The sequence below is a fragment of the Cupriavidus necator genome, assembly GCF_016127575.1.
Lineage (GTDB): Bacteria > Pseudomonadota > Gammaproteobacteria > Burkholderiales > Burkholderiaceae > Cupriavidus > Cupriavidus necator_D.
This window is the reverse complement of record NZ_CP066019.1, coordinates 1,328,368-1,348,421: the sequence shown is the minus strand read 5'-3', so window position 1 is coordinate 1,348,421 and position 20,054 is coordinate 1,328,368. Positions and strand designations below refer to the sequence as shown.

Genomic DNA, 20,054 nt, shown 5'->3' with positions numbered 1-20,054 from the left:
TGCAACTCCGGCATAAGGAAAGAGCAAAACGTTATTTCCATGTGCCCCACCCGCCGCTCTATATTGTCCGGCTTACAAGACAACAACCGCCTGCCGACGCGCCGGCGGACCACGACCGGAGTACAACCTTGACCCGCGGCATCACCCTTGGCGACACCCTCTCCTGGCCCGCGCGCTACCTGCCGCGCAAGACCGCGCTGGTCAGCGGCATCGGTGCCGGGCGACGCGCGTGGACGTATGCGGAGCTCGATGCCGAGGTCAACCGCCACGCGCACGCACTGCAGTCGCTGGGGATCGGCAAGGGCGACGTGGTCGCGGCCTTCCTCTACAACACTCCGGCCTTCGTCTTCACGCTGCTGGCCACGGCGCGCATCGGCGCGGTCTACAACCCGGTCAACTACCGCCTGGCTGCGCAGGAACTGGCCTACATCCTGAACGATGGCGGCGCCAAGGCAGTGCTGTTCGAGCAGGAAGGCGCGGGCGTGGTGGAAAAGGCCGCCGAACTGGCGCCCGGCACCGCGCTGCGCATCTACGCAGACCCCGATGCCGCCCCCGCTTTCGCCACGCATCGGCTCGATACGCTGGCCGCGGCCCAGCCCGCCACGCCGCCCGCGGTGACGGTCCATGAGGACGATCCCTGCATCCTGATGTACACCAGCGGCACCACCGGCCGCCCCAAGGGCGTGGTGCACACCCATCGCAGCAAGCTGCAGCACAACGCGATGATGCACCAGGCCATGACGCTGTCGCGCGAGGACGTGGGCCTGTCGGTGGCGCCGCTGAACCATACCGCCGAGCTGCACACCAGCTTCCTGCCGCGGCTGCAGCTTGGCGCCACGCAGGTGCTGCAGCGCCGCTTCGACGCGGGCGAGGCCTGGCAACTGGTGGAAAGCGAGCGCGTCACGCACTTCTTTGCCGCGCCGACCATGGTGGGCATGCTGCTGAACCATCCGGATGCCGACGCACGCGACGTGTCTTCACTGCGGCTGGTGGAATACGGCGGCGCGTCGATGGCGCCGCACCTGATCCGCGAATGGGACCGCAAGGTCGGCGCCGGGCTGGTGCAGGTGTACGGCACCACGGAAATGGGCCCGTGCATGTCGGTGCTTTACCCGCATGAGCAGCTGAGCCACGCCGGCTCGGCAGGCCTGCCCGCGCTCGGCCATGAGCTGGTGGTGGCCAGGCTGCGCGACGACGGCGAGCCGACCGACCCCATGCAGCCGTGCGTGCCCGGTGAAGTCGGCGAAGTGCTGGTGCGTGGCCCCTGCATGATGCAGGGCTACCTGAACCGCCCGGATGCCAATGCGCGCGCGCTCGCGCACGGCTGGTACCACACCGGCGACCTCGGCAGCCTGGATGCGGACGGCTACCTGTGGATCCGCGATCGCATCGACTACATGATCAATTCCGGCGCGGAGAACGTCTATCCGCGCGAGGTGGAAGACGCGCTGATCGAGCACCCGGCCGTGCTGGAGGTAGCCGTGCTGGGCGAACCCGATCCGACCTGGGGCCAGGTCGTCGGCGCCTATGTGGTGACGCGCGGCGACGGACCGGTCAGCGCGGCGCAGCTCGACGCCTTCCTGTTGCAGGGTGACCGGCTGGCAGCCTACAAGCGCCCGCGCCGCTATCACTTCGTGGACGCATTGCCCAAGACCACCAGCGGCAAGATCCAGAAGCACATGCTGCGCGCGGGCGCCACGGCCTGAGCCTCAGACCAGGCGCGCGTCGTACTGCCAGCGGCGGACCTTGACGTAAGCCAGCCGCGCGGCGTCGGGGTGCGCCGGGTTGACCAGCACGTTGTGCTCTTCAGGGATGACGATGGAAGGCACCAGCAGCAAGGCGCTGGTGCCCCCGGCGGTCCAGGCTTCGCCGGTGTCGAGGCTGGTCTTTCCGGCGGGAATGGCATCCCAGCCTACGGGGGCGGTGTCGACGCTCAGTTTCTGCGCAGCCGCCCATAGCTCGTCGGGGATGTCGATCCGGACCAGGTAGCGGTTCAGCGGCAGCCCGCCTGAACCCAGGTGGACCAGCGTTTCCAGGCAAGCCAGCGCGATGCTGGACGCCGCATAAATCAAGGGCGTGCCCTGCCGGTTCCAGCGCCCGCCGGTGGCCTTGGCGCCGGCGCCGCTGGCGTCGTCGGCGGTGTAGTCTGGGGTGTCGGTCGCGATCCGCCAGGCTGGCCTCACGCGTACGCCCCGCTCTGCATCCTGGCCACCAGGTCGGAAACGATACGCTGGCCGGCGAGCGTATCCATCAGCTCAGCGGGGCGGCGCCCGCCCAGCGCCGGCGAAGGCTGCTCCAGCCACTGCGCCACCCACTGCGCCGCGCTGAAACCGCGCGGATCGCCCGAGCTTTCCACCAGCGCCTGGACCTGCCCGACCAGCCGCGCCATGCCCAGCACACGCTCGCTCTGCTCGCTCGACAGGTTCTGGTGCGCCCGTGCCTTGCGGTCCACGGTGGCGCGGGGCAAGTCCAGTGTCTTGATCAGCTGCTCCTTGGTGGTGCCCATGGATTCGGCCAGGCGGTTCAGGTCTGAAGCCGGCACACCTTCACGAATCGCGCGGATGATCGACATGGCGCCTTGCGTCGACAGGCTGGCCTCATAGACGGCGACGTAGTTGTTGACGCCCAGCTCGGGCGGAGCCGGGCGTTCATGAGCCAGCGGATAGCGGCCTTTGGGAGTGAGCATGAGCGGCATGGCAGACCTCATCAAATGAGCATTCAGTATAGCTCATTTGACAAAATCCACCTGGGCACCCGCCATGTATCCCTGAGTTGCCGCCGCGGCAGGTGCACTATACGCCTCGCGTACGCCGCCGACTGCCCTTGCCGGCGGCCAGCGCAGCGCGGGCCGGCCGTGTGCGGCGGACTGCCGGGCTACCGGGGCCGGCGGTGGCCGTGGTTGCGGCATCCGCCTGGTTGCGATACTCGGCCAGCAGGCTTTCCCGCTGCCGCACACGTTCTTCCAGCACGGCGAGCGCCTGGCCAAGGCGGGTCATCTCGCTGCCCTGGCGCGACGCGGCCTCGGCAGCACGCGTCAGCCGCTCAACGGCCGCCTTGCGCTCGGCTTCCAGCAGCTTCTGGCCCTCCCTGGCCGCCACGCGCGCGGCGTCCAGCTCCAGCGCCATGCGGCGCTCATTGGCGGCGGCGCGCTGGGTCACGGTTTCCCGCTCCTGGTCCCACGCCGCCCGCTGCGCGGCGAAATCCTGCTGCATGGCGTTGTGTGCCAACAGCGCCGCGGCCGACTCTGCGCGCATTGTCTCCGCCTGTTGCTGCAGGGCGGTGGCTGCAGCTTCAGCGCGCACGGCACGCTCCGTAGCGTCGTCGCGGGCCCGTGTCAGTTCCGCCATGGCCGTCTCGGCCCCTTCCAGGCGAGCCTGCATGACCTGGCGTTCCTGCGCCAGCGCTTGGCGCTCCTGCTCCAGTGCCGCCCGGGCCTCGGCCAGTGCCGCCTCACGCTGCACCAGCGCGGCCTCGGCCGAAGCCTTGGCTACCTGCAGCGCAGCATCCCACAAATAGCGCGCTGCCTCCGTGACTGGCTCCGGGCATCCGGGTGCGGGCGCAAAGGCCTGTGGATCCTGGATACGTCCACCCAGTGCCGCGAACCAGGCATCCAGGTGCGGGCTGACCGTATTGGGAGAGCCCCGCCCCAGGTGCAGGCGGATGCGTTCGATGGTGGGCCGCTGGCCGGCCTTGAGCAGGCTGTCGGCGGCCTGCCAGACGTCGTCCCGGGTAATGCCACGGCTGCGAAAGGTTTCCATGATGGGATCCGGCAAAAAGTCTGTGAGAGGACAAATAAGGTTCGATAATGGAGACTTATCGGCTGTTATCTGTCCTATTCATATGATACATTACAGCATACATCATATTTAATATGATAAAAATCCGAGAAGCCCACGAAGCCTACTTTCCACCGATTGCATCCGATGTCGAACTACCGGCGCCGCTTCGCCCGTCCGAACTGGATCCCCTTGCCGAGCAAGCGGCCAATGCCTTGCGCCGCGAAGGCGAATCCCAAAACACGGTGGCAAGCTACCGGTCCGCACTGCGCTACTGGTCTGCCTGGTATGCCCTGCGCTACCGGCAACCTGTGCAGCTCCCGCTCGCGCCTGCCGTCGTCATCCAGTTCATCGTCGACCACGCCACGCGACAGACGCCGCAAGGTCCTGTCTGCGAGATGCCCGCGGCCATCGACCAGGCGCTGGTCGCTGACGGATACAAGGCACGACCCGGCCCGCCCGCGCTGTCCACGCTGACGCACCGGCTGGCGGTACTGGCCAAGGCCCATCGCCTGCAGGCCTTGCCCAACCCTTGCGCCGAAGCTGCGGTGCGCGAACTGATGGCCGGCATCCGGCGCGCCTATGCGCGCCGCGGACAGCGCCAGGCGCGCAAGGCGGCGCTGACCCGCGATCCGCTGCTGCGCCTGCTCGATACCTGTGATGACTCGCTGCGCGGCCTGCGCGACCGCGCGCTGCTGCTGTTTGCATGGGCCAGTGGCGGGCGCCGCCGCTCTGAAGTCGCGCGCGCGACCCTCGGCCACCTCACCCGGCTTGGCCCCGGTGATTTCGTCTATGCACTGGGCTGGTCCAAGACCAACCAGTCAGGCAACGAGCGCGCCGATACCGCCAAGCCCGTCACCGGTGCCGCCGGCCAGGCGCTGGAGGCATGGCTTGCTGCCGCCGGCATCAACAGCGGGCCGCTGTTTCGCCGCATCCGCCGCGGCGGGCATGTGGGAGAAGGTTTGTCCGATGCGGCGGTCAGCCGCATCGTCAAGACGCGCTGCGCATTGGCGGGACTGGAGGGCGACTACTCAGCGCATTCACTGCGCTCGGGCTTCGTTACCGAGGCTGCTGCGCAACAGGTGCCGCTGGCCGAGACCATGGCCATGACCGGCCACGCAAGCGTGTCGACGGTTGTACGTTACTTCCGCGCCGCGGACGCGCGGCGCTCGCGTGCTGCCGACCTGCTGGCGCAAGCGTCGCAATCCGCCGAAGGCGACTGAGGGCGGCTTGCAACTGGCGCCAATCATGCCGCGCAGCCGGCGCAAATACGGGTATTTCGCTAGCTGGCAGCGCTGGCTCGGGCTGCGGGGCGTGCCTATACTGGCAGCGCGCCGCACAGTGCCAGGCATGGCCGGCCGCGCCCGGAGAATCCAGCAGGCAATCGCCACTGGCACGAAGTGCAGCGGCGACCCATGGGATGCAATTGCGCACCGCCTGCCTGGACCGGAACAAGTAGAAACGCGGAGATGGGGATGCCCAACGAACAATTCCTCGCCACCCAGGAAACCCGGCGCTCGGGGCTGAAAGCCCTGCGGGCTGCCTTGCTGCAGGTTCACAAGGAAGTCATCGGCTATGACAGAACCCAGTATGAGCGCCTGAACGGCCCGATTCCTGCAGGCCTGTTTGTGCAACTGGTGACTGAAGACAACTACTTCCGCTGGCTTGACCCGCTGTCGCGCCTGATCATCGAGATCGACGAAGAGCTGGAGGCCAAGGAACACCACGACGAAACCTGCCGTGCAGTCGGACGCGCAGCGGAAAGACTGTTCAGCGACGGTTCTGACCCGGCCTTTCGCAAGCGTTACCAGGAAGCCCTGCAGGACGAGTCCGGCGTCATCGTGGCGCACGGACGGCTGATGTCGGTGATCGGGCAGCTGCGCCAGTTGCCATAGCACGCCGGATCGCGCGGGGCGCGTTGCGCGCGCCGCGGCATAGCCTGTCCGCCTACTTCGCCGGTTTCGGTTCCGGCGTGGGTTTGCGCGGCGCATGGGTATCGACTGCCACCGGGTCGCTCGCCGGGAATGTCTCTTTCAGCCCCTCGTCCAGTTCGCGCTCGATCAGTTCATCCTTGCGCTGTTGTTCACGGGAGGCTGGCGTCTGGTGCTTCTGCGTTGCGGGCTTGGTCATGGCGATGGGGCTCCGTTGGCATCCATGAGCCGATGGTAATCCCGTGCAGGCCGCATTGCCATCACGGCGACGCAGGCTCATCGCCCCCTGCCGCCGCGCCCGCCCCCATGCCAGCCACCGTGCCCACGGCCACCACCGCCATGCCAGTGATGCCCGCCATGCCTGCCGTAGCTGCCGCCGTGGATATAGGTAAAGCTGCCGTAGAAACCACCGTAGCCCGGCCAAGGACGGTAGTACGGGTAGTACGCCGGCGCCGGGTAACCGTCATAGTAGGCAGAGGAAACCGGATAAGCCGGATAAGCAGGGTAGTAAGAGTCGCCAGCATAGGGATAGGCGACGCAGCCAGCCAGCACTGCCACGCAGAGGGCCGCTCCCAATCCATATCGCATGATCCGCTCCTCACCGTGGCGCCGGCGTTCGGCTGCCTGACAGCAAGTTAGACTGTTCTGCAGGCCGCGCAATTCCTCGAAATGCGGACGCGCCCTGATAGCGCGCGGCAATCGACCTGCGTAGATCGAGACAATTCAGGGCGATATTTAAGAAATGTCCGATATTCAGCTGAGAAGCAACGGAATACAGTCCTCTTGCACCCGGCCCGCGGGTGCCCCGACAGAGCCAGGTTGCCCCCCTTCCTGGTTCCTTACACTGCCACGATGGTTTCTGGCCATCGTGGCATTTTTTTCGCCGTGATCCTGCTGCAGGCGCTAGAGGCCCTTCTCGACCATGTCGAGCAGGCGCTGCCCGAGGATCTCTGCCTGCTCCTTGGCGCGGCTGCGCAGCGGGCCGTCGATCAGCAGGACGGCCAGGCCATGCACGGCCGACCACGCCAGGTACTCCGCACCCGGCCGGCGCTCGGGCGGCAGCACGCCGGCTTCCACCAGCTTGTCCAGCGCCGCGCCCAGCAGCTGGAACGGATTGAGACCGCTGTTGCCTGCCTTGGCCGGATCGGCATCATCTTCCACTTCATCCGGCACCGAAAACGCGGTGCGGAACAGTCCGGTCTCGGCCAGCGCAAAGCGCAGGTAGCCGGTGCCGACCGCACGCAGGCAGGCACGCGCATGCGCGGCGGCTCCACGGCCCGGGCGCAGCCCGCCGATTTCCCCCTCCATAGCAATGGCAAGCGACGACAAGGCCGAGGCCCGCACTGCCTGCAGCAGGTCCTGCCGGCTGGCGAAGTGCCGGTACGCGGCATTGGGCACCACGCCGGCACGGCGTGTGGCCTCGCGCAGCACGATGGCGTCGGGGCCACCCTCGCGTGCCAGGTCGATGCCTGCGTCCAGCAGCGCGCGGCGCAGGTCGCCGTGGCGGTAGGTGGCGCGCGCCGGAGGCGCGGGGACAGCCCGGGTCATGCGGCTCCCCTTGAATATGGATAACGGTTCATGATGTGCATACGCGTATAGTGAACAGTGTACACAATCAGGCCGCAACAAGTCTTTTGCATTGAGAATTGCAGGAACCAGCGGACCGGAATGCGGGCTTCAGAGGATGGGCGCAAACAGCTTGGCGACGTGCATCGCCACGCGCAGCGGCGCCGGCGCATCGAGGAACTCGTTCAGCCCGACGCGCCGGGCTTGGGCGAAGTCGGCTTCGAGCATGGTGGCCACGCTCGCGGCAAAGCCCTTGTCGGCAGTCATCACCATCAGCTCGAAGTTGAGCCGGAACGAGCGGTTGTCCAGGTTGGCGGTGCCGACCGCCGCGGCTTCGTCGTCGATCAGGATGACCTTCTGGTGCAGGAAGCCGGGCTGGTAGCGATACAGCTTGATGCCCGCGGACACGGCCTGGTACGCATAGATAGTGGAGGCGGCATAGACCACCAGGTGATCGGGCCGCGCTGGAATCAGGATGCGCACATCCACGCCGCGCAGCACGGCCAGCCGCAGCACCGCAAACACCGCCTCGTCGGGCACGAAATACGGCGACGTGATCCACAGCCGGTGGCGCGCCGCCTGGATGGCCTCGACAAAGAACAGCGAACAGGTCTCCTGCGCGTCGGCAGGGCCTGACGGCACCACCTGGCAGGTCATGCGCCCGCCCGCTTCTGGCGGCGGCATCAGCAGGTGCGGCACCTCGCGCGCGGCCCAGAACCAGTCTTCGGCAAAGGCCATCTGCAGGTCCAGCACGGCGCTGCCGCGCAGTGCAATATGGGTGTCGCGCCACGGCGCCAGTGGCGGGCGTTCGCCCAGGTATTCGACGCCGACGTTGTGGCCACCGACAAAGGCCTCGCTGCCATCGACGATCACCAGCTTGCGATGGTTGCGAAAATTGAGCTGAAACCGGTTGACAAAGCCGCGGTGCGTGGAGAACGCCCGCGCATCGACGCCGGCCTCGGCCAGCGTGCGCACGTAGCGGCGCGGCAGCGCGTGGCAGCCGATGCGATCGAACAGGAAGTACACCTTGACGCCGGCCCGCGCGCGCTCGCACAGCAGCGCCTGCAGGCGCTGGCCCAGCGCATCGTCATGCACGATGAAGAACTGCACGATCAGCACCTGGCTGGCCCGCGCGATCGCGGCAAAGATCGCCTCGAAGGTCTGCTCGCCGTTGACCAGCAAGCGCACGTCATTGTTGGCCAGGCACGGCATGCCGGTCAGCCGGGGTAGCGCACGCATGCAGGCCTGCGCCGGCGCATGGACCACGCAGGCGCTGCGCGCCTCGCGCTCGCGCGGGGTCATGCCGTGGCGCAGCTCGCGCAGGTGGTCGTCATTGAAGCGCCGGGCGTCGACGTAGCCGGCGAAGGTGCTGCGCCCGAAGATCAGGTAGGGCACCAGCGTGAAGTACGGCATCATCAGCAGCGACCCCGCCCACGCGATCGCGCCGGGCGCGGTGCGCACCGTCATGACGGCATGCAGGGCAGCCACCACGCCGACGACGTGAAAGCACAGGACGATGATGGCGATGACACTCGGGCTCTGCAGCATCGGTGGGCTTGAGTCCCCGGACCGGAACGCGATGCGCGCTATTTTGGCACACCCTGCCCGAATGTTGACAGCACGGCGCCCATAGTGCCCGCGCGCTGCCTTCTTTTTTGGCACGCCGACAGCATCACGGTGCCAGGCCGCAGTCCGGCCACTGCGCCCTGGCTTGTCCACAGGAGCTGTGGACAACTTTCCATATCGCCATCGGCGCCGCCGACATACGCCCCCTCACGCCAACAACGCGAGCGCCATCAAAAAAACAGCAGAAATTTCAGAAATGTCCGATTGTCCTGTGGACCACACTTTTTGTACGCTTGCTGCTTGCGAACGGTAGTGCTGCGTGCGTGCGCGCCTGGTGCCTGCCTTCGTTCCATCGCTGTCCGGCTCCAGCCCTGCCGCGGTCCGGCCGTCCCTGCCACGGCTCTCGTATTTCGCCATCGATGAATATTGCGCTGCTCATGGGCAAGTCGCCCCAACTCCGGCCGGTGCCGGAACTGCTGGCACGTTCCGGTTATCGTTGCAACGTGTTTGAAACGGGCCGCGACCTGATCCACGGTGTTAGCCAGGTACCGTTCGACATGCTGCTGATCGATGATGAACTGCCAGACCTGCCGGCCATCGACGTTATCCGTGCCGTGCGCTGTGCGCGCTCACGCGATGTGCCCATCATCATGCTTGCGGCCGACAGCAGTGAAGACGGCCTCATCGATGCACTCGACGCCGGCGCTGATGACTACGTGTGCCGCCCGCTCAATGTGCGCGTGCTCATGGCACGCATCACGGCGCTGCGCCGCCGGGTGACCGGCGAGCGCCTGCGCCAGGGCCTGGTAGTGCGCGTCGGCCCCTACCAGCTCAACAGCGTGGGCCGCTTTGCCACGCTGCACGACGAGCGCATCGAAATGACGCCGAAGGAATTCGACCTGGCCATGCTGTTGTTTTCCAATGTCGGCAGGGTCCTGTCCAGCGACCGCATCCAGCAGGCGGTGTGGCGGCATGAACTGGCGCCGCTGTCGCGGGCACTGGCGGGACTGATGTCGCGCCTGCGCAAGACCCTGCGCATCGGCATCGCCAACGGCATCGTCATCACTGTCGTCTACGCTCACGGCTACCGGCTCGACGTACTGGAAGGGGGCGCAACGCCCAGGCTGCCCGCGTCGGACCGCCGGCTCACCAGACGCAGGCAGCCGGACCGCTAGACCGACAGCGTCGCGGCCAGCGACAGGAAATCCAGCACGGCCATGCCGGTTGCCGAGCGCTTGGCCTCGCGCTTGGCCGCCGCCGCGGCGGCGCCGATATGCTGGCTGCCCAGCCGCTGCAGGCCCGCCACGCCCTCGCCGCTCACGCACACCACGCCAACCGCCATCGACACTGGCGCAAAAAAGACCGGCCGCCCGTGGCGGTCTTCGCCATGCATGCCGCCGGCGTTGCGATCGGCGGGCGAATACATGGCGCGCGCCGCGTCATTGAAGCGCCGGATCGCAGCTTGCAGGCGCGCGGCCCAGTCGCTGCTCTGGTACAGCACCAGGAAGTCGTCGCCGCCCACATGGCCGAGAAAATCGCGTGCGGGATCACAGGCCTCGGCCAGGATGGCGGCCGCGCCCTTGAGCATTTCATCGCCCTTCCAGTAGCCATATTTGTCGTTGAAGGGCTTGAAGTGGTTCAGGTCGACATAGCAGGCGCGGAACTCGCTGGCGGCTTCGATCAGGCGCTCGATATGCTGGTTCAGCGGGATATTGCCGGGCAGGAAGGTCAGCGGATTGGCGTAGCGCGCCGCCTCCATGCGCACTTCGGTGATGGCCCGGATCAGATCAGCGCCGGTGCCCAGGCCGATATAGCGGCCCTGTTCGGTAATCACGAAACCATCGGCAAGCGAGCGCGTGTTCTCGCCGGACAGGATCTGCGCCATCTCCTCCAGGCTGGCGCGATGGTCAAAGCAGGCCGGCTCGCGGTTGGCCATGGCGATGCAGGCCTTCTTGCCATACAGCTCGCGATGGAATGGCGCCGCGTAGCGGTCGATGAAAGCCTGGCGGCTGATGATCGCCAGCGGCCGGCCTTCGTCATTGACGACGGCCACGGCCTGCAGGTCGGGCTGGTCCTGGAAGACGCGCAGCACCGCATCGTTGCTGGTGGCAGGCGACACCGTCGGCGCAGGCCGCAGCAGGCGCCCGGCGGTGATGCCCGACCAGCCTGAGCGCACCATTTGCGGAAACACGGCGATATGCCGCGAAGCCAACGCCTGGTGCACGTGCTGCGGCGCCTGCGCGGCCGGCCGCAACAAGGGCCGGCCCACGTAGTAGCCCTGGGCGCCGGCCACGCCCAGGTCGCGGATCACGGCGAGCTCGTCTTCGTCCTCGACGCCTTCGGCGATCACGCGCCCGCCAAAGGCGCTCATCACGCGCAGCAGCGCGCGCAGGATCTCCAGCCGCCGCGAACAGGACGCAATGCCCCGCACCAGCGATTTGTCGATCTTGACGAACTGCGGCGACAGGTGCGCGAGCAGGTCGAGGTTGGCATGCCCGGTGCCGAAATCATCCAGCGCGTACTGCATGCCAAGCTCGCGCAGCACCGCCATCGCCTGGGCAAAGCTGGCAGCATCGCCGATCGGGGTCTGTTCGGTGATTTCGATCACCAGGCGCGACGGCGCAATACCGGCCTCCAGCAGCGCCGCCATCAGCCGCCCGCGCTCGGCCAGCAGGTGCCGCAACGTCATGGGGCTGAAATTGAGGAACAGCTTGCCGGGCAGGTCCAGGCTGCGCCAGGCGGCCAGCGCAGTGCGCGCCGCGTGGATCTCCAGCGCCATGGTCGCGGCAACGCCCTGCGCCAGCCGGAACAACGCGTCCGGGCTCGCCCAGGGCGAGCCCGCCGGCCCCCGGATCAGCGCCTCGTAGCCGAGGATCTCGGCATTGTCCGCCTGCACGATCGGCTGGAATACCGCATGCAGCGGCGGCAGCCGCGCATGCGCAAGTGCTGCGGCGATGGGGGTACCAGATGCGACAGGTGCGCGGTCGAGCAAAGGCGTGGCGGCAGGCAGGCCTGTCATGGCGGGAAATCCGGGGATGGGGCAAGAGGGCGAGCGACATTGCATGACATGGATATGACAGCGTGATGACAAAAATCCTCATTCCATGTCACGCCGGCGTCACGTTGATGATCGACCATCCGTGCGCCGCCTGCGACCGTCCCGGACAGAGGACAGCGCGCGCGGCAATTCGGGTCAAGCCCGGGCCGTGCATCCTTCAGGAGCCAGCACGCCCGTTTGGAGTCTTCTCCGTGGTGCAAGTCATCAAGACACACCTGCCCGGCCGCAGCCGGGCAGCTGCCCCCGCGCGGCTGTTCGCGCGGCTTTCCGCACGACTGGGCCGCCTGCCGCTGGTGGCACGCCTGTGCGCTGCCTTTGCCCTGGTGTACCTGTTCGGTGCCGCGGTCGGGTTGACCGGGATCGCCAACCTGGTCTCGATCAAGGCGCGCACCGACACCCTGTACCAGCACGACATGCACGGTGCCATCTCGGCCGAGCGCGCGCAGTCGGCACTGGCCACCCTCGGCCGTGCCCAGCTGGCGTTGACCATGGCCACCAGCAGCACCGAGCGCGACGATGCCGCCGCCGACGTCGCGCTCGGCCTGTCGCAGCTCGATGCTGCGCTGGCCGGCGTACGCCAGGCCGCCGCAGCACAGGCCGCGCCGCTGCTGCGCGAACGCCAGCGCACCGGCGAGCTGGTGCAGGCCTACGTGGCGCTGCTGCGCAAGCAGCCGCTGGACTCGCTGCAATTCGACAGCGCGGTCTCGGTCGACGGCCACTTCGTTACTGAACAGCTGCAATCCCTCAGCCGGCAGGTGGAAGCCGTGCGCCAGCAGCAGGAACAAAAGGCCGCCGCCACTGTGGCCAGCGTGGCGGCCAGCCAGCTGCGCGCGCAGGCATGGATGGCCGCCCTGCTCGGCGCCAGCCTGCTGGCGGCCGCCGCGCTGGCGTGGATCGCTGCGCGCAGCCTGCGTGCCGAACTTGGCGGCGAGCCGCGCGACGCCGCCGAGATCGCTCGCCGCATAGCCGCCGGCGACCTGACCGCCACCATTGCCCTGCGCCCGTCGGACCACAGCAGCATGCTGCACCACGTGGCCCGCATGCGCGACCAGCTTGCCGGCGTACTGGCCCGTATCCAGGCCAGCGCCCAGGAGATCACCGCGGCCAGCCAGCAGATCGCCGAAGACAACCACGCCTTGTCGGCGCGCACCCAGCGGCAGGCCAGCGCGCTCGATGCCACCACCGGCAGCATGCAGGCACTGGCAGCACGCGTGGCCGACGCGCACGCCCAGGCCACCGAATCGAGCCAGATGGCCAGCCAGGCACGCGCCGCCACCGATGCCGGCGCTGCCGTGGTGCAGCAGATGCGCGGCGCGATGGATACGCTGCACGGCCACTCGCGCCATATCGCCGAGATCGTCGGCGTGATCCAGGGGATCGCCTTCCAGACCAATATACTGGCGCTGAATGCCGCGGTGGAAGCGGCCCGCGCCGGCCCCGCCGGCCGCGGCTTCGCGGTGGTCGCGCAAGAAGTGCGCGCGCTGGCCCAGCGCAGCGCCGATGCGGCGCGCGAGATCGACGGCATCGTCAGCACCGCTACACACGAGATCGAGCAAGGCGCGCGCCTGAGCGCCAGCGTGGTGGCGGCGATGGACCGCATCGCGGCTACCGTCGGGCACAGCCATGCGCTGGCCGAGGCCTTGCGCACGCTTGCCGACGAGCAGGCCGGCAGCGTGCAGGCCGCCGGGCAATCCGTATCGCAGCTGCGCCAGACCGCCCAGCAGAACGCGGCGCTGGTCGATGAGCTGGCCAGCCAGGCAGCCCGGCTGGACCAGCACGCAGCGGCACTGGCCGACGATGTGGCCCGCTTCCGCTTCTAGTGCGTGTCATCTTTGTAACGGGCAGATGTGTCTGGGCGAAACATTTGTCATGGCGACGTAACCGGCATTTACGTCTACCCCGATAAAGTTACAGATCTGTTTCAACTGAACCCGTGCCGGTTACGTGTCAGCCTGCCCGTGGCGAGTAATCTTGGTTCACACCAACTGAACTGTCACCCGCACAGGAAACCATGGCTGAACGACTCATCATGCTGGACGTACCCGGCGTCCTGTATTCCGACCGCTCCCGCACCCGCCTCGGCGGCATTCCGGATTCGGGCACGCTGCGCGACGTCCGGTTCTTTGATCCTGTCGCGCTGGGGTTCGTACGCAGGTTGTTCGGCGTGGCCGGCGCCCGCGTGGTGGTGTCCGACGCCTGGCGCCGCGGCACGCCCGCGGCAATCCTGCAGCAGCTGGACCTGCAGGTCGAAGCCATGACCCCGCCGGCCGCAGGCGGCCATGGTGCGGAGATCGAAGCTTATTTCGCCCAGGGCGCCAAGCCGGTTCACTACGTGATCATTTCCTGCGCCGCCCCGGAGTCGATGCCCGAGGCCTTGCGCGAGCATCTCGTCACCGTTGACCCGGCTGCCGGGCTGACCCTGGAGAACTTCCAGCAGGCGCTCGGCATCCTGGGCGTGGCCTGCCCGTCCACGGTGATGCCTGCACCGAAAATGGATGCCGGCCTGAAGGCCAAGCTGGCCCAGCTGCAGCAGCTCGCCCGGGAAAATCCGGCCCGCTTTGGCGGCGCACTGGCACCGGCACGCGAGCGCACGCCCGTCCCCGCCTGATCCGCACCAGCAGCACATCCCGACGGGGCGCCATAAAGCGCCCCGTTTGCATTGGTGCGCCCGCCACGCGCCCCCGATCCCGTATCATGCTCGGTTTCACCGGAACACAGTCAGGACGCCGCCATGCCTCACCTCGTCATCGAACTCACCGAAAACACCCGCCTGAACTGCTCGCAGGAAGAGTTGCTGGATGAAGCCAATGCCGCCCTGCTGGCCTCCGGACAGTTCCAGGAGGCGGACATCAAGTCGCGCTGCGTCACGCTGTCGACTTACCGCCAGGGCGTGGACGCGGTCGAGCGGGCCTTTGTCCACGCGCGCCTGTCGATCCTGGACGGCCGCGACACCGCCGTGCGCCAGGCGCTGGCGCAGGCCGTCTGCGACGTGATCGCCGAAGCCGTGCGCGCCGGCTCCGGCACCGGCCAGGACGTGCAGGTGTCGGTAGAGGTCTGCGAGATGGCGCGGGCAACCTATGCCAAGCAGGTGGTGGCCTGAGTTTGCGGACCGGATGGTGGCCGCCAAATAAAAAACCCGCAGCCATTGCGGCCGCGGGCGGAAGCTTCAGGAAGACTCCGGAAGCTCTGTCATGGGGAGCGCCCCCGCACCCATGACCTGACCGATTCTAGGGGGGCGCCCGTCCTGTCCATTTGACGCAGGTTAAACTTGCTCCAGTCGGATCCGGTTGCGGCCAGCCTGGCATGAATCACCGGGCGGCCGGCATCAACCCGGGTCGGTCACCTCCTGCGGGGCAACGGCAGTGCGCACAGGCGCCAGCCCGTCCCTACCCTCCGTGCCGTGCGCGTCGTCGGCAAGCACTGACCGCACAATCTCGGCAAACGCCGCGTCCGCTTCCGGCATCGGCAGCAGCATCCAGACATGGAACATTCCCTCGCCCTCGTGATACCGAAGCGGCAGGCCCTGCTCGTCGGCCATCTGGCGGAACTTCCTGCAGTCGGGCAGCAGGATGTCATGGGTGCCGATAAACAACGTGGTGGGCGGCAACCCGCGCAACACGCCGTGCATGGGACTGACCTGCGGCAGGGTGACCGGATCCGCGCCGGCATAGACGCGCCCGCATTCAATGCCCCCGGGGCGTGACAGCATCGGGTCGAACGGCTCCAGGGCATCGATGCCGGGATTGTCGCCGGTGGCATCCAGGAACGGCGACAGCAACACCAGCCGCCGCGGCAGCGGCTGGCCGCTGTCGCGCAGCACCTGTGCCAGCGCCAGTGCCATGCCGCCGCCAGCGGAATCGCCCATGACGGTCAGGTCTGCGCCCGGATGGCGCTGCTGCAGCACCTGCCACAGCGGCACCATGGCCGCGAACACGTCGCGGTGGGTATGTTCAGGCGCCAGCGGATAGACCGGCACCGTCACCGCGCAGCCAAGCGCGTCCACCAGCTTGCCGATGAAATCCCAGTGCTGGCTGACGATGTCGAAGACATAGCCGCCGCCGTGCAGGTAAAGGATATGGCGGGATTTACCGTGCGCAGGCCCGCCCCTGGGCCGCACGGTGTAGACCTCCATTCCGGCGATCCGCTCCTCGCTGACCGCATGCCGCGCACGCAGGCGCCGGGACGGATAGGCGCGTCCGACGATACGGCGCCGCCGGATTTCATCATGGAGCGCCTGGGCGCTGGCAAACCGCCGCTTGCGGCGGACCAGGCGCAAGGCAAGCCGCCACAGCTGGCTTTGCAGACTTGGCATCGTGTCTCCTCCCGCGCCGGTCTGTCGCCGGCGGCTGAAAATGCAGGAACGCGCGGCACGTATTGCGCTCGCGCATAAAAAAAGGAGCCGGCAAGCGGCTCCTTTTTTGTCAGAACAACGTGGCGCAGATCAGGCTGCGGCGTCCTTCAGCTTCTTCAGCGGACGGACCTTGACCTTGACGCTGGCCGGCTTGGCCGGGAACCAACGCTCTTCACCGGTGAACGGGTCCTTGCCGAAACGCTTCTTCTTGGCCGGCACTTGCTGCGCCGTGACCTTCAGCAGGCCGGGCAGCGTGAACTCGCCAGCGCCCTTCTTGTTCAGCGCGCCGATGATGGTGGTTTCCAGGTGGGCCAGCACCGTCTTCACGGCCTTGGCTTCCAGTTGGGTCTGGGCTACCAGGTGAGCGACCAGGCTCGACTTGTTGAAGGTGTCCTTCAGCGGGCGCGCAACGGGCGCAGCGGCGGGAGCAGCCTTCTTGGCCGGCGTGGCCTTCTTGGCGGCAGCCTTCACGGGTGCCTTGGTTGCCGCGGCCTTCTTGGCAGCGGGCTTGGTTGCAGTCTTCGCGGTCGGTTTCGCTTTGGTCGCCATATCGATATTCGTAAGTTGAACAGATGGGTGTCGGCAGGTGTTTCGCATTGCTTCTCAGCGTTGCGCAATCGTCTGCTCGACGCCCACTGAATCATAGCGGAAAGTACCGTAAGTCAAGGGGTTTTCGTGCATTCGAAACGTAAAACCCCGTGAAAACCCCGGGTTTTGTCGCGGCTTTGCCTCAGTGGAAACGCGAATACGGCCTACGTACCCCCGTTTTGGCGTTCGCGGCAGGCTCTTCGGTGCCTGTGCGCGCAGCGATGCGCGTGCTGCGGCGCTACCGTTTGCTGCCTGGTCACGAGGGTTTCGTTCAGCCCGCATTCAGGCAATCTGAGGCAAACTCCGGGCCATGAAGTTCAACTTCCCGGCCCTCCTGCGCCCCGGCGTGCTGGTCGCTGCGGCGCTGCTGGCGCTGGCGGCGATGCCGGCCGCGCACGCCGACAAGGACGCCGACCGCGCCCGCGCGGCCGTGCAGTCCGGCGAAATCCTGCCGCTGTCGCGCATCCTGGAAACGGTATCGCGCCAGTACGAGGGCGACGTCATCGGCGTTGAGCTGGACCGCGACGACGGCATCTGGCAATACGAGGTCAAGCTGCTGTTGCCGGGCGGTTCGGTGGCCAAGCTCGAGTACGATGCACGCACGGCCGCCCTGCTCAAGGCGAAGGGGCGTGGGCTGGAAAACGCCCGCCGCAAACCCTGACCGACAGGAAACCCCGATGCGCATCTTGCTGGTCGAAGACGAAGCCGCCCTCGCCGCCCAGGTCCGCGCCAGCCTGGCCGAGGCCGGCTATGCCGTCGACGTGGCCGCGGACGGCCTGGATGCCTGCCACCTGGGCGAGCAGGAGCCCTACGACGCCGTCATCCTGGACCTGGGCCTGCCGCGGCTGGACGGCCTTTCGGTGCTGCGCCGCTGGCGCGCCGCGCAGGTCGGCGTGCCGGTGCTGATCCTGACCGCGCGCGACAGCTGGACCGAGAAGGTCGAAGGCATCGATGCCGGCGCCGACGACTACCTGGCCAAGCCATTCCGCATGGAAGAGCTGCTCGCGCGCATCCGCGCGCTGATCCGGCGCGCGCACGGCATGCCGGCGCCGGAGCTGCAATGCGGCCCGGTGCGGATGAATCCGCGCGCAGGCAAGGTCACCGTCGACGGCACGCCGGTGGCACTGACCTCGCATGAATTCCGCGTGCTGGACTACCTGATGCACCATCCCGGCGCCATCGTCAGCAAGACCGCGCTGACCGAGCATATCTATGCCCAGGACTTCGACCGCGACAGCAACACCATCGAGGTCTTCGTCGGGCGGCTGCGCCGCAAGCTTGGCGTGGATGTCATCGAGACCGTGCGCGGCCAGGGCTACCGCATGCGGCCGCCGTCGCCACCGCAGCCCTAGATGCCGGCCCGCCTGCGCCGATCCCTTGCGCTGCGCCTGCTGGCAGTGGCGGCGGTCTGGCTGGCAGCGGCGCTGGGCGCCAGCGGCTGGCTGCTGTCGACGCTGTTCGAGCGCCACGTCAACAACACCTATGTGCGCCAGCTCGACCACCAGTTGGCGGGCCTGGCCGCGGCGCTGGACTGGAGCGCCGACGGCAAGCTGGTCCTCACCCGTACCCCCGCCGATCCCCGCTACGAGCTGCCCTACTCCGGCACCTACTGGCAGGCGCGCGCGCCGGGCGCGCTGCTGCGCTCGCGCTCGCTGTGGGATACGGAAATGCCGGTGACGGTGGAGCGCCGCCTTGCCGGCGCCCAGGCCGACGTGCGCCCGGGCCCCGGCAACCAGTCGTTGCTGGTGGTGTCGCGGCAACTGGTGCTGCCGTCCGCGGATACCCCGGTAGAGATCTCGGTGGCACTGGACCGGACCGAGCTGCGTGCCGCGCGCCGCAGCTTCAACCGGACGCTGGCGTGGTCGCTGACGGCGCTGGGACTGGGGCTGATGCTGGCGGTTGCGGCGCAGGTGAAGTTTGGGCTGGCGCCGCTGGCGCGGCTGCGGCGCGCGCTGGGCACGATGCAGGCGCGGCGCGAGGCACGCCTGGGCGGCAACTGGCCCACCGAAGTCGAACCCCTGGTGGCCGAGATCAATGCCCTGCTGGCACGCAACACTCAGGCGCTGGAACGCTCGCGCCGGCAGGCGGCGGACCTGGCGCACGCGGTCAAGACGCCACTGGCAGTGCTCGCCAACGAGGCCGCGGCGCTGCCGGGGGCGCCGGCGCATGCCGTGGCGGCGCAGGTCGAAGCGATGCGCCGGCAGGTCGACCGCCATCTGGCACGCGCCCGCGCCGCGGGCGCCGCGGCGGCGCGCGGCCAGCGTATCGATGCCGGCGCGCCGGTGCGGGAGCTGACCCGAGCACTGGCGCGGCTGCACGCTGAGCGCGCGCTGGCGCTGACGGTTGAAGGCGCCGGGCACTTTGCCGGCGACCGGCAAGACCTGGTCGAAATACTCGGCAACCTGCTCGACAATGCCTGCCAGTGGGCGCGCACGCGCGTGCGCGTCACGCTGCAGGAAGCGGATGGCGAGCTCGAAATACTGGTCGAGGACGACGGCCCGGGCATGCCGCCGGAGGCGCAGGCACTCGCCACCGCCCGCTTTGGCCGGCTCGACGAGGCCGCTGCCGGCAGCGGGCTGGGCCTGGCGATCGTGACGGAAATCGCCGCGATGTACGACGGCAGCCTGGCGCTGGCATCGAGCCCGCTGGGCGGGCTGGCGGCGCGGCTGCGGCTGCCGGCGGGGCTGCCCTGATCAGTGCGCGCGGGCGGCCATGGCCTCGCGCGTGCCGCGTGCCAGCCCCAGCGCAAAGGCGGTTTCCGCCACCAGGAACAGCGGACCGATCAGCAGGCCGACCAGGTCGTCGACGAAGGCCGGCTTGCGCCCCTCGTAATAGTGGCCGATGAACTGGATCACCCATCCCACCACGAACAGGCCAAGGCCGATGGCAAGCCACCAGGCGGTGGGCATCGCCGCGATGTGGGCGCCGGCATAGAGGAAGAACGCCAGGATGACCGCCATCGCCACCCCGAACACCAGCGACAGGCGCAGGTAGAACAGGCACGACAGGATGTACAGCAGCATCGCCGGCGTCAGGTAGGCAGAGCCGTCGCCCAGCGGCAGCGCCGGGCGCGCCAGCAGCGTCGTCACTGCCAGCACGATCATCGGAATGCCAATGAAGTGCGTAAAGACGTTGCGCGGGTCGCGATGGTAGGCGGCGTAGTTGGCCAGGTGTTCGATCAGGGTTTTCACGGGGGTATCTCCTTGTATGCGCAGGCG

The 20,054-nt window shown here is 67.9% G+C and carries 22 protein-coding genes; 10 read left to right on the top strand and 12 right to left on the bottom strand.

From position 1 onward, the window contains the following. Positions 1–128: 128 nt before the first annotated feature. Complete coding sequence (locus I6H87_RS25165) at positions 129–1,706, top strand: fatty acid--CoA ligase (RefSeq protein ID WP_011617111.1); 1,578 nt, start codon at positions 129–131, stop codon at positions 1,704–1,706. Between the two features lie 3 nt (positions 1,707–1,709). Here the strand turns inward: I6H87_RS25165 and I6H87_RS25160 are convergent, their stop codons facing one another. From I6H87_RS25160 to I6H87_RS25150, 3 genes are all read right to left on the bottom strand, one after another. After that, positions 1,710–2,183: an RES family NAD+ phosphorylase gene (locus I6H87_RS25160; RefSeq protein ID WP_011617110.1), complete on the bottom strand. Its 474-nt coding sequence runs from the start codon at positions 2,181–2,183 to the stop codon at positions 1,710–1,712. Beyond that, entirely contained in the window at positions 2,180–2,695 is a 516-nt protein-coding gene (gene parS / locus I6H87_RS25155) for an Xre family toxin-antitoxin system antitoxin (RefSeq protein WP_011617109.1), read from the bottom strand. The genes I6H87_RS25160 and parS overlap by 4 nt, the downstream gene beginning before the upstream one ends. A gap of 97 nt (positions 2,696–2,792) precedes the next feature. Then, complete coding sequence (locus tag I6H87_RS25150) at positions 2,793–3,758, bottom strand: DNA-binding protein (protein ID WP_011617108.1); 966 nt, start codon at positions 3,756–3,758, stop codon at positions 2,793–2,795. A gap of 113 nt (positions 3,759–3,871) precedes the next feature. On the opposite strand from I6H87_RS25150, the gene I6H87_RS25145 reads away from it, so the two are divergent. Continuing rightward, on the top strand, positions 3,872–4,999 hold the full coding sequence (locus I6H87_RS25145; RefSeq protein ID WP_041688081.1) for a site-specific integrase: 1,128 nt from the start codon (positions 3,872–3,874) through the stop codon (positions 4,997–4,999). A gap of 246 nt (positions 5,000–5,245) precedes the next feature. Continuing rightward, positions 5,246–5,671 (top strand): hypothetical protein, encoded by a 426-nt coding sequence (locus I6H87_RS25140; RefSeq protein ID WP_035823937.1) that lies wholly within the window; start codon positions 5,246–5,248, stop codon positions 5,669–5,671. Between the two features lie 52 nt (positions 5,672–5,723). On the opposite strand, the gene I6H87_RS25135 is transcribed toward I6H87_RS25140, so the two are convergent. The 5 genes from I6H87_RS25135 to I6H87_RS25115 all read right to left on the bottom strand — a co-directional run bounded on the left by I6H87_RS25135 (position 5,724) and on the right by I6H87_RS25115 (position 9,256). Then, positions 5,724–5,906 (bottom strand): hypothetical protein, encoded by a 183-nt coding sequence (locus tag I6H87_RS25135; protein WP_010809397.1) that lies wholly within the window; start codon positions 5,904–5,906, stop codon positions 5,724–5,726. Between the two features lie 77 nt (positions 5,907–5,983). Continuing rightward, entirely contained in the window at positions 5,984–6,295 is a 312-nt protein-coding gene (locus I6H87_RS25130; RefSeq protein ID WP_011617106.1) for a hypothetical protein, read from the bottom strand. Between the two features lie 315 nt (positions 6,296–6,610). After that, complete coding sequence (locus I6H87_RS25125; RefSeq protein ID WP_010809399.1) at positions 6,611–7,255, bottom strand: TetR/AcrR family transcriptional regulator; 645 nt, start codon at positions 7,253–7,255, stop codon at positions 6,611–6,613. 129 nt (positions 7,256–7,384) lie between these two features. After that, entirely contained in the window at positions 7,385–8,821 is a 1,437-nt protein-coding gene (cls, locus tag I6H87_RS25120; protein WP_010809400.1) for a cardiolipin synthase, read from the bottom strand. A 225-nt stretch (positions 8,822–9,046) separates the two neighbouring features. Beyond that, positions 9,047–9,256: a hypothetical protein gene (locus tag I6H87_RS25115; protein WP_136227860.1), complete on the bottom strand. Its 210-nt coding sequence runs from the start codon at positions 9,254–9,256 to the stop codon at positions 9,047–9,049. A gap of 2 nt (positions 9,257–9,258) precedes the next feature. On the opposite strand from I6H87_RS25115, the gene I6H87_RS25110 reads away from it, so the two are divergent. Beyond that, positions 9,259–10,014: a response regulator transcription factor gene (locus tag I6H87_RS25110; protein ID WP_011617105.1), complete on the top strand. Its 756-nt coding sequence runs from the start codon at positions 9,259–9,261 to the stop codon at positions 10,012–10,014. On the opposite strand, the gene I6H87_RS25105 is transcribed toward I6H87_RS25110, so the two are convergent. Then, on the bottom strand, positions 10,011–11,858 hold the full coding sequence (locus I6H87_RS25105; protein ID WP_010809402.1) for a phosphodiesterase: 1,848 nt from the start codon (positions 11,856–11,858) through the stop codon (positions 10,011–10,013). The two genes, I6H87_RS25110 and I6H87_RS25105, sit on opposite strands and share 4 nt — an antisense overlap. Before the next feature lie 230 nt (positions 11,859–12,088). Between I6H87_RS25105 and I6H87_RS25100 the strand changes: the two genes are divergently transcribed. The 3 genes from I6H87_RS25100 (at position 12,089) to I6H87_RS25090 (ending at position 14,997) form a co-directional block, all read left to right on the top strand. Further along, positions 12,089–13,717, top strand: a complete 1,629-nt coding sequence (locus tag I6H87_RS25100; RefSeq protein WP_011617104.1) for a methyl-accepting chemotaxis protein — start codon at positions 12,089–12,091, stop codon at positions 13,715–13,717. A gap of 191 nt (positions 13,718–13,908) precedes the next feature. Next, entirely contained in the window at positions 13,909–14,505 is a 597-nt protein-coding gene (locus I6H87_RS25095) for an HAD domain-containing protein (protein WP_011617103.1), read from the top strand. A gap of 123 nt (positions 14,506–14,628) precedes the next feature. Beyond that, positions 14,629–14,997: a 5-carboxymethyl-2-hydroxymuconate Delta-isomerase gene (locus tag I6H87_RS25090; protein ID WP_010809405.1), complete on the top strand. Its 369-nt coding sequence runs from the start codon at positions 14,629–14,631 to the stop codon at positions 14,995–14,997. Positions 14,998–15,222: 225 nt separating this feature from the next. On the opposite strand, the gene I6H87_RS25085 is transcribed toward I6H87_RS25090, so the two are convergent. Further along, a complete protein-coding gene (locus I6H87_RS25085) occupies positions 15,223–16,209 on the bottom strand; it encodes an alpha/beta hydrolase fold domain-containing protein (RefSeq protein ID WP_011617102.1) in 987 nt (328 codons plus the stop codon). Between the two features lie 129 nt (positions 16,210–16,338). Then, the gene (locus I6H87_RS25080) at positions 16,339–16,797 is read right to left on the bottom strand and encodes an HU family DNA-binding protein (protein ID WP_010809407.1); all 459 of its coding nucleotides are present in this window, start codon (positions 16,795–16,797) and stop codon (positions 16,339–16,341) included. 349 nt (positions 16,798–17,146) lie between these two features. Between I6H87_RS25080 and I6H87_RS25075 the strand changes: the two genes are divergently transcribed. Genes I6H87_RS25075 through I6H87_RS25065 form a run of 3 tightly spaced genes read left to right on the top strand, consistent with a single transcriptional unit; the run spans position 17,147 to position 19,529 of the window. Beyond that, positions 17,147–17,497, top strand: coding sequence for a PepSY domain-containing protein (locus tag I6H87_RS25075; protein ID WP_010809408.1), 351 nt, complete (start codon positions 17,147–17,149; stop codon positions 17,495–17,497). Between the two features lie 16 nt (positions 17,498–17,513). Then, the gene (locus I6H87_RS25070; protein ID WP_011617100.1) at positions 17,514–18,188 is read left to right on the top strand and encodes a response regulator transcription factor; all 675 of its coding nucleotides are present in this window, start codon (positions 17,514–17,516) and stop codon (positions 18,186–18,188) included. Then, complete coding sequence (locus I6H87_RS25065; RefSeq protein ID WP_011617099.1) at positions 18,189–19,529, top strand: sensor histidine kinase; 1,341 nt, start codon at positions 18,189–18,191, stop codon at positions 19,527–19,529. It begins immediately after the preceding gene. Here the strand turns inward: I6H87_RS25065 and I6H87_RS25060 are convergent, their stop codons facing one another. After that, entirely contained in the window at positions 19,530–20,027 is a 498-nt protein-coding gene (locus I6H87_RS25060) for an Mpo1 family 2-hydroxy fatty acid dioxygenase (RefSeq protein ID WP_010809411.1), read from the bottom strand. Positions 20,028–20,054 lie beyond the last annotated feature (27 nt).

Bases quoted from the DNA above. Each gene is read 5' to 3' on its own strand.
- I6H87_RS25090 (WP_010809405.1), top strand. From the start codon at position 14,629: ATGCCTCACCTCGTCATCGAACTCACCGAAAACACCCGCCTGAACTGC.
- I6H87_RS25135 (WP_010809397.1), bottom strand. From the start codon at position 5,906: ATGACCAAGCCCGCAACGCAGAAGCACCAGACGCCAGCCTCCCGTGAA.
- I6H87_RS25110 (WP_011617105.1), top strand. From the start codon at position 9,259: ATGAATATTGCGCTGCTCATGGGCAAGTCGCCCCAACTCCGGCCGGTG.
- I6H87_RS25075 (WP_010809408.1), top strand. From the start codon at position 17,147: ATGAAGTTCAACTTCCCGGCCCTCCTGCGCCCCGGCGTGCTGGTCGCT.
- parS (WP_011617109.1), bottom strand. From the start codon at position 2,695: ATGCCGCTCATGCTCACTCCCAAAGGCCGCTATCCGCTGGCTCATGAA.
- I6H87_RS25140 (WP_035823937.1), top strand. From the start codon at position 5,246: ATGGGGATGCCCAACGAACAATTCCTCGCCACCCAGGAAACCCGGCGC.
- I6H87_RS25145 (WP_041688081.1), top strand. From the start codon at position 3,872: ATGATAAAAATCCGAGAAGCCCACGAAGCCTACTTTCCACCGATTGCA.
- I6H87_RS25070 (WP_011617100.1), top strand. From the start codon at position 17,514: ATGCGCATCTTGCTGGTCGAAGACGAAGCCGCCCTCGCCGCCCAGGTC.
- cls (WP_010809400.1), bottom strand. From the start codon at position 8,821: ATGCTGCAGAGCCCGAGTGTCATCGCCATCATCGTCCTGTGCTTTCAC.
- I6H87_RS25115 (WP_136227860.1), bottom strand. From the start codon at position 9,256: ATGGCGAAATACGAGAGCCGTGGCAGGGACGGCCGGACCGCGGCAGGG.
- I6H87_RS25085 (WP_011617102.1), bottom strand. From the start codon at position 16,209: ATGCCAAGTCTGCAAAGCCAGCTGTGGCGGCTTGCCTTGCGCCTGGTC.
- I6H87_RS25105 (WP_010809402.1), bottom strand. From the start codon at position 11,858: ATGACAGGCCTGCCTGCCGCCACGCCTTTGCTCGACCGCGCACCTGTC.
- I6H87_RS25065 (WP_011617099.1), top strand. From the start codon at position 18,189: ATGCCGGCCCGCCTGCGCCGATCCCTTGCGCTGCGCCTGCTGGCAGTG.
- I6H87_RS25150 (WP_011617108.1), bottom strand. From the start codon at position 3,758: ATGGAAACCTTTCGCAGCCGTGGCATTACCCGGGACGACGTCTGGCAG.
- I6H87_RS25095 (WP_011617103.1), top strand. From the start codon at position 13,909: ATGGCTGAACGACTCATCATGCTGGACGTACCCGGCGTCCTGTATTCC.
- I6H87_RS25080 (WP_010809407.1), bottom strand. From the start codon at position 16,797: ATGGCGACCAAAGCGAAACCGACCGCGAAGACTGCAACCAAGCCCGCT.
- I6H87_RS25125 (WP_010809399.1), bottom strand. From the start codon at position 7,255: ATGACCCGGGCTGTCCCCGCGCCTCCGGCGCGCGCCACCTACCGCCAC.
- I6H87_RS25130 (WP_011617106.1), bottom strand. From the start codon at position 6,295: ATGCGATATGGATTGGGAGCGGCCCTCTGCGTGGCAGTGCTGGCTGGC.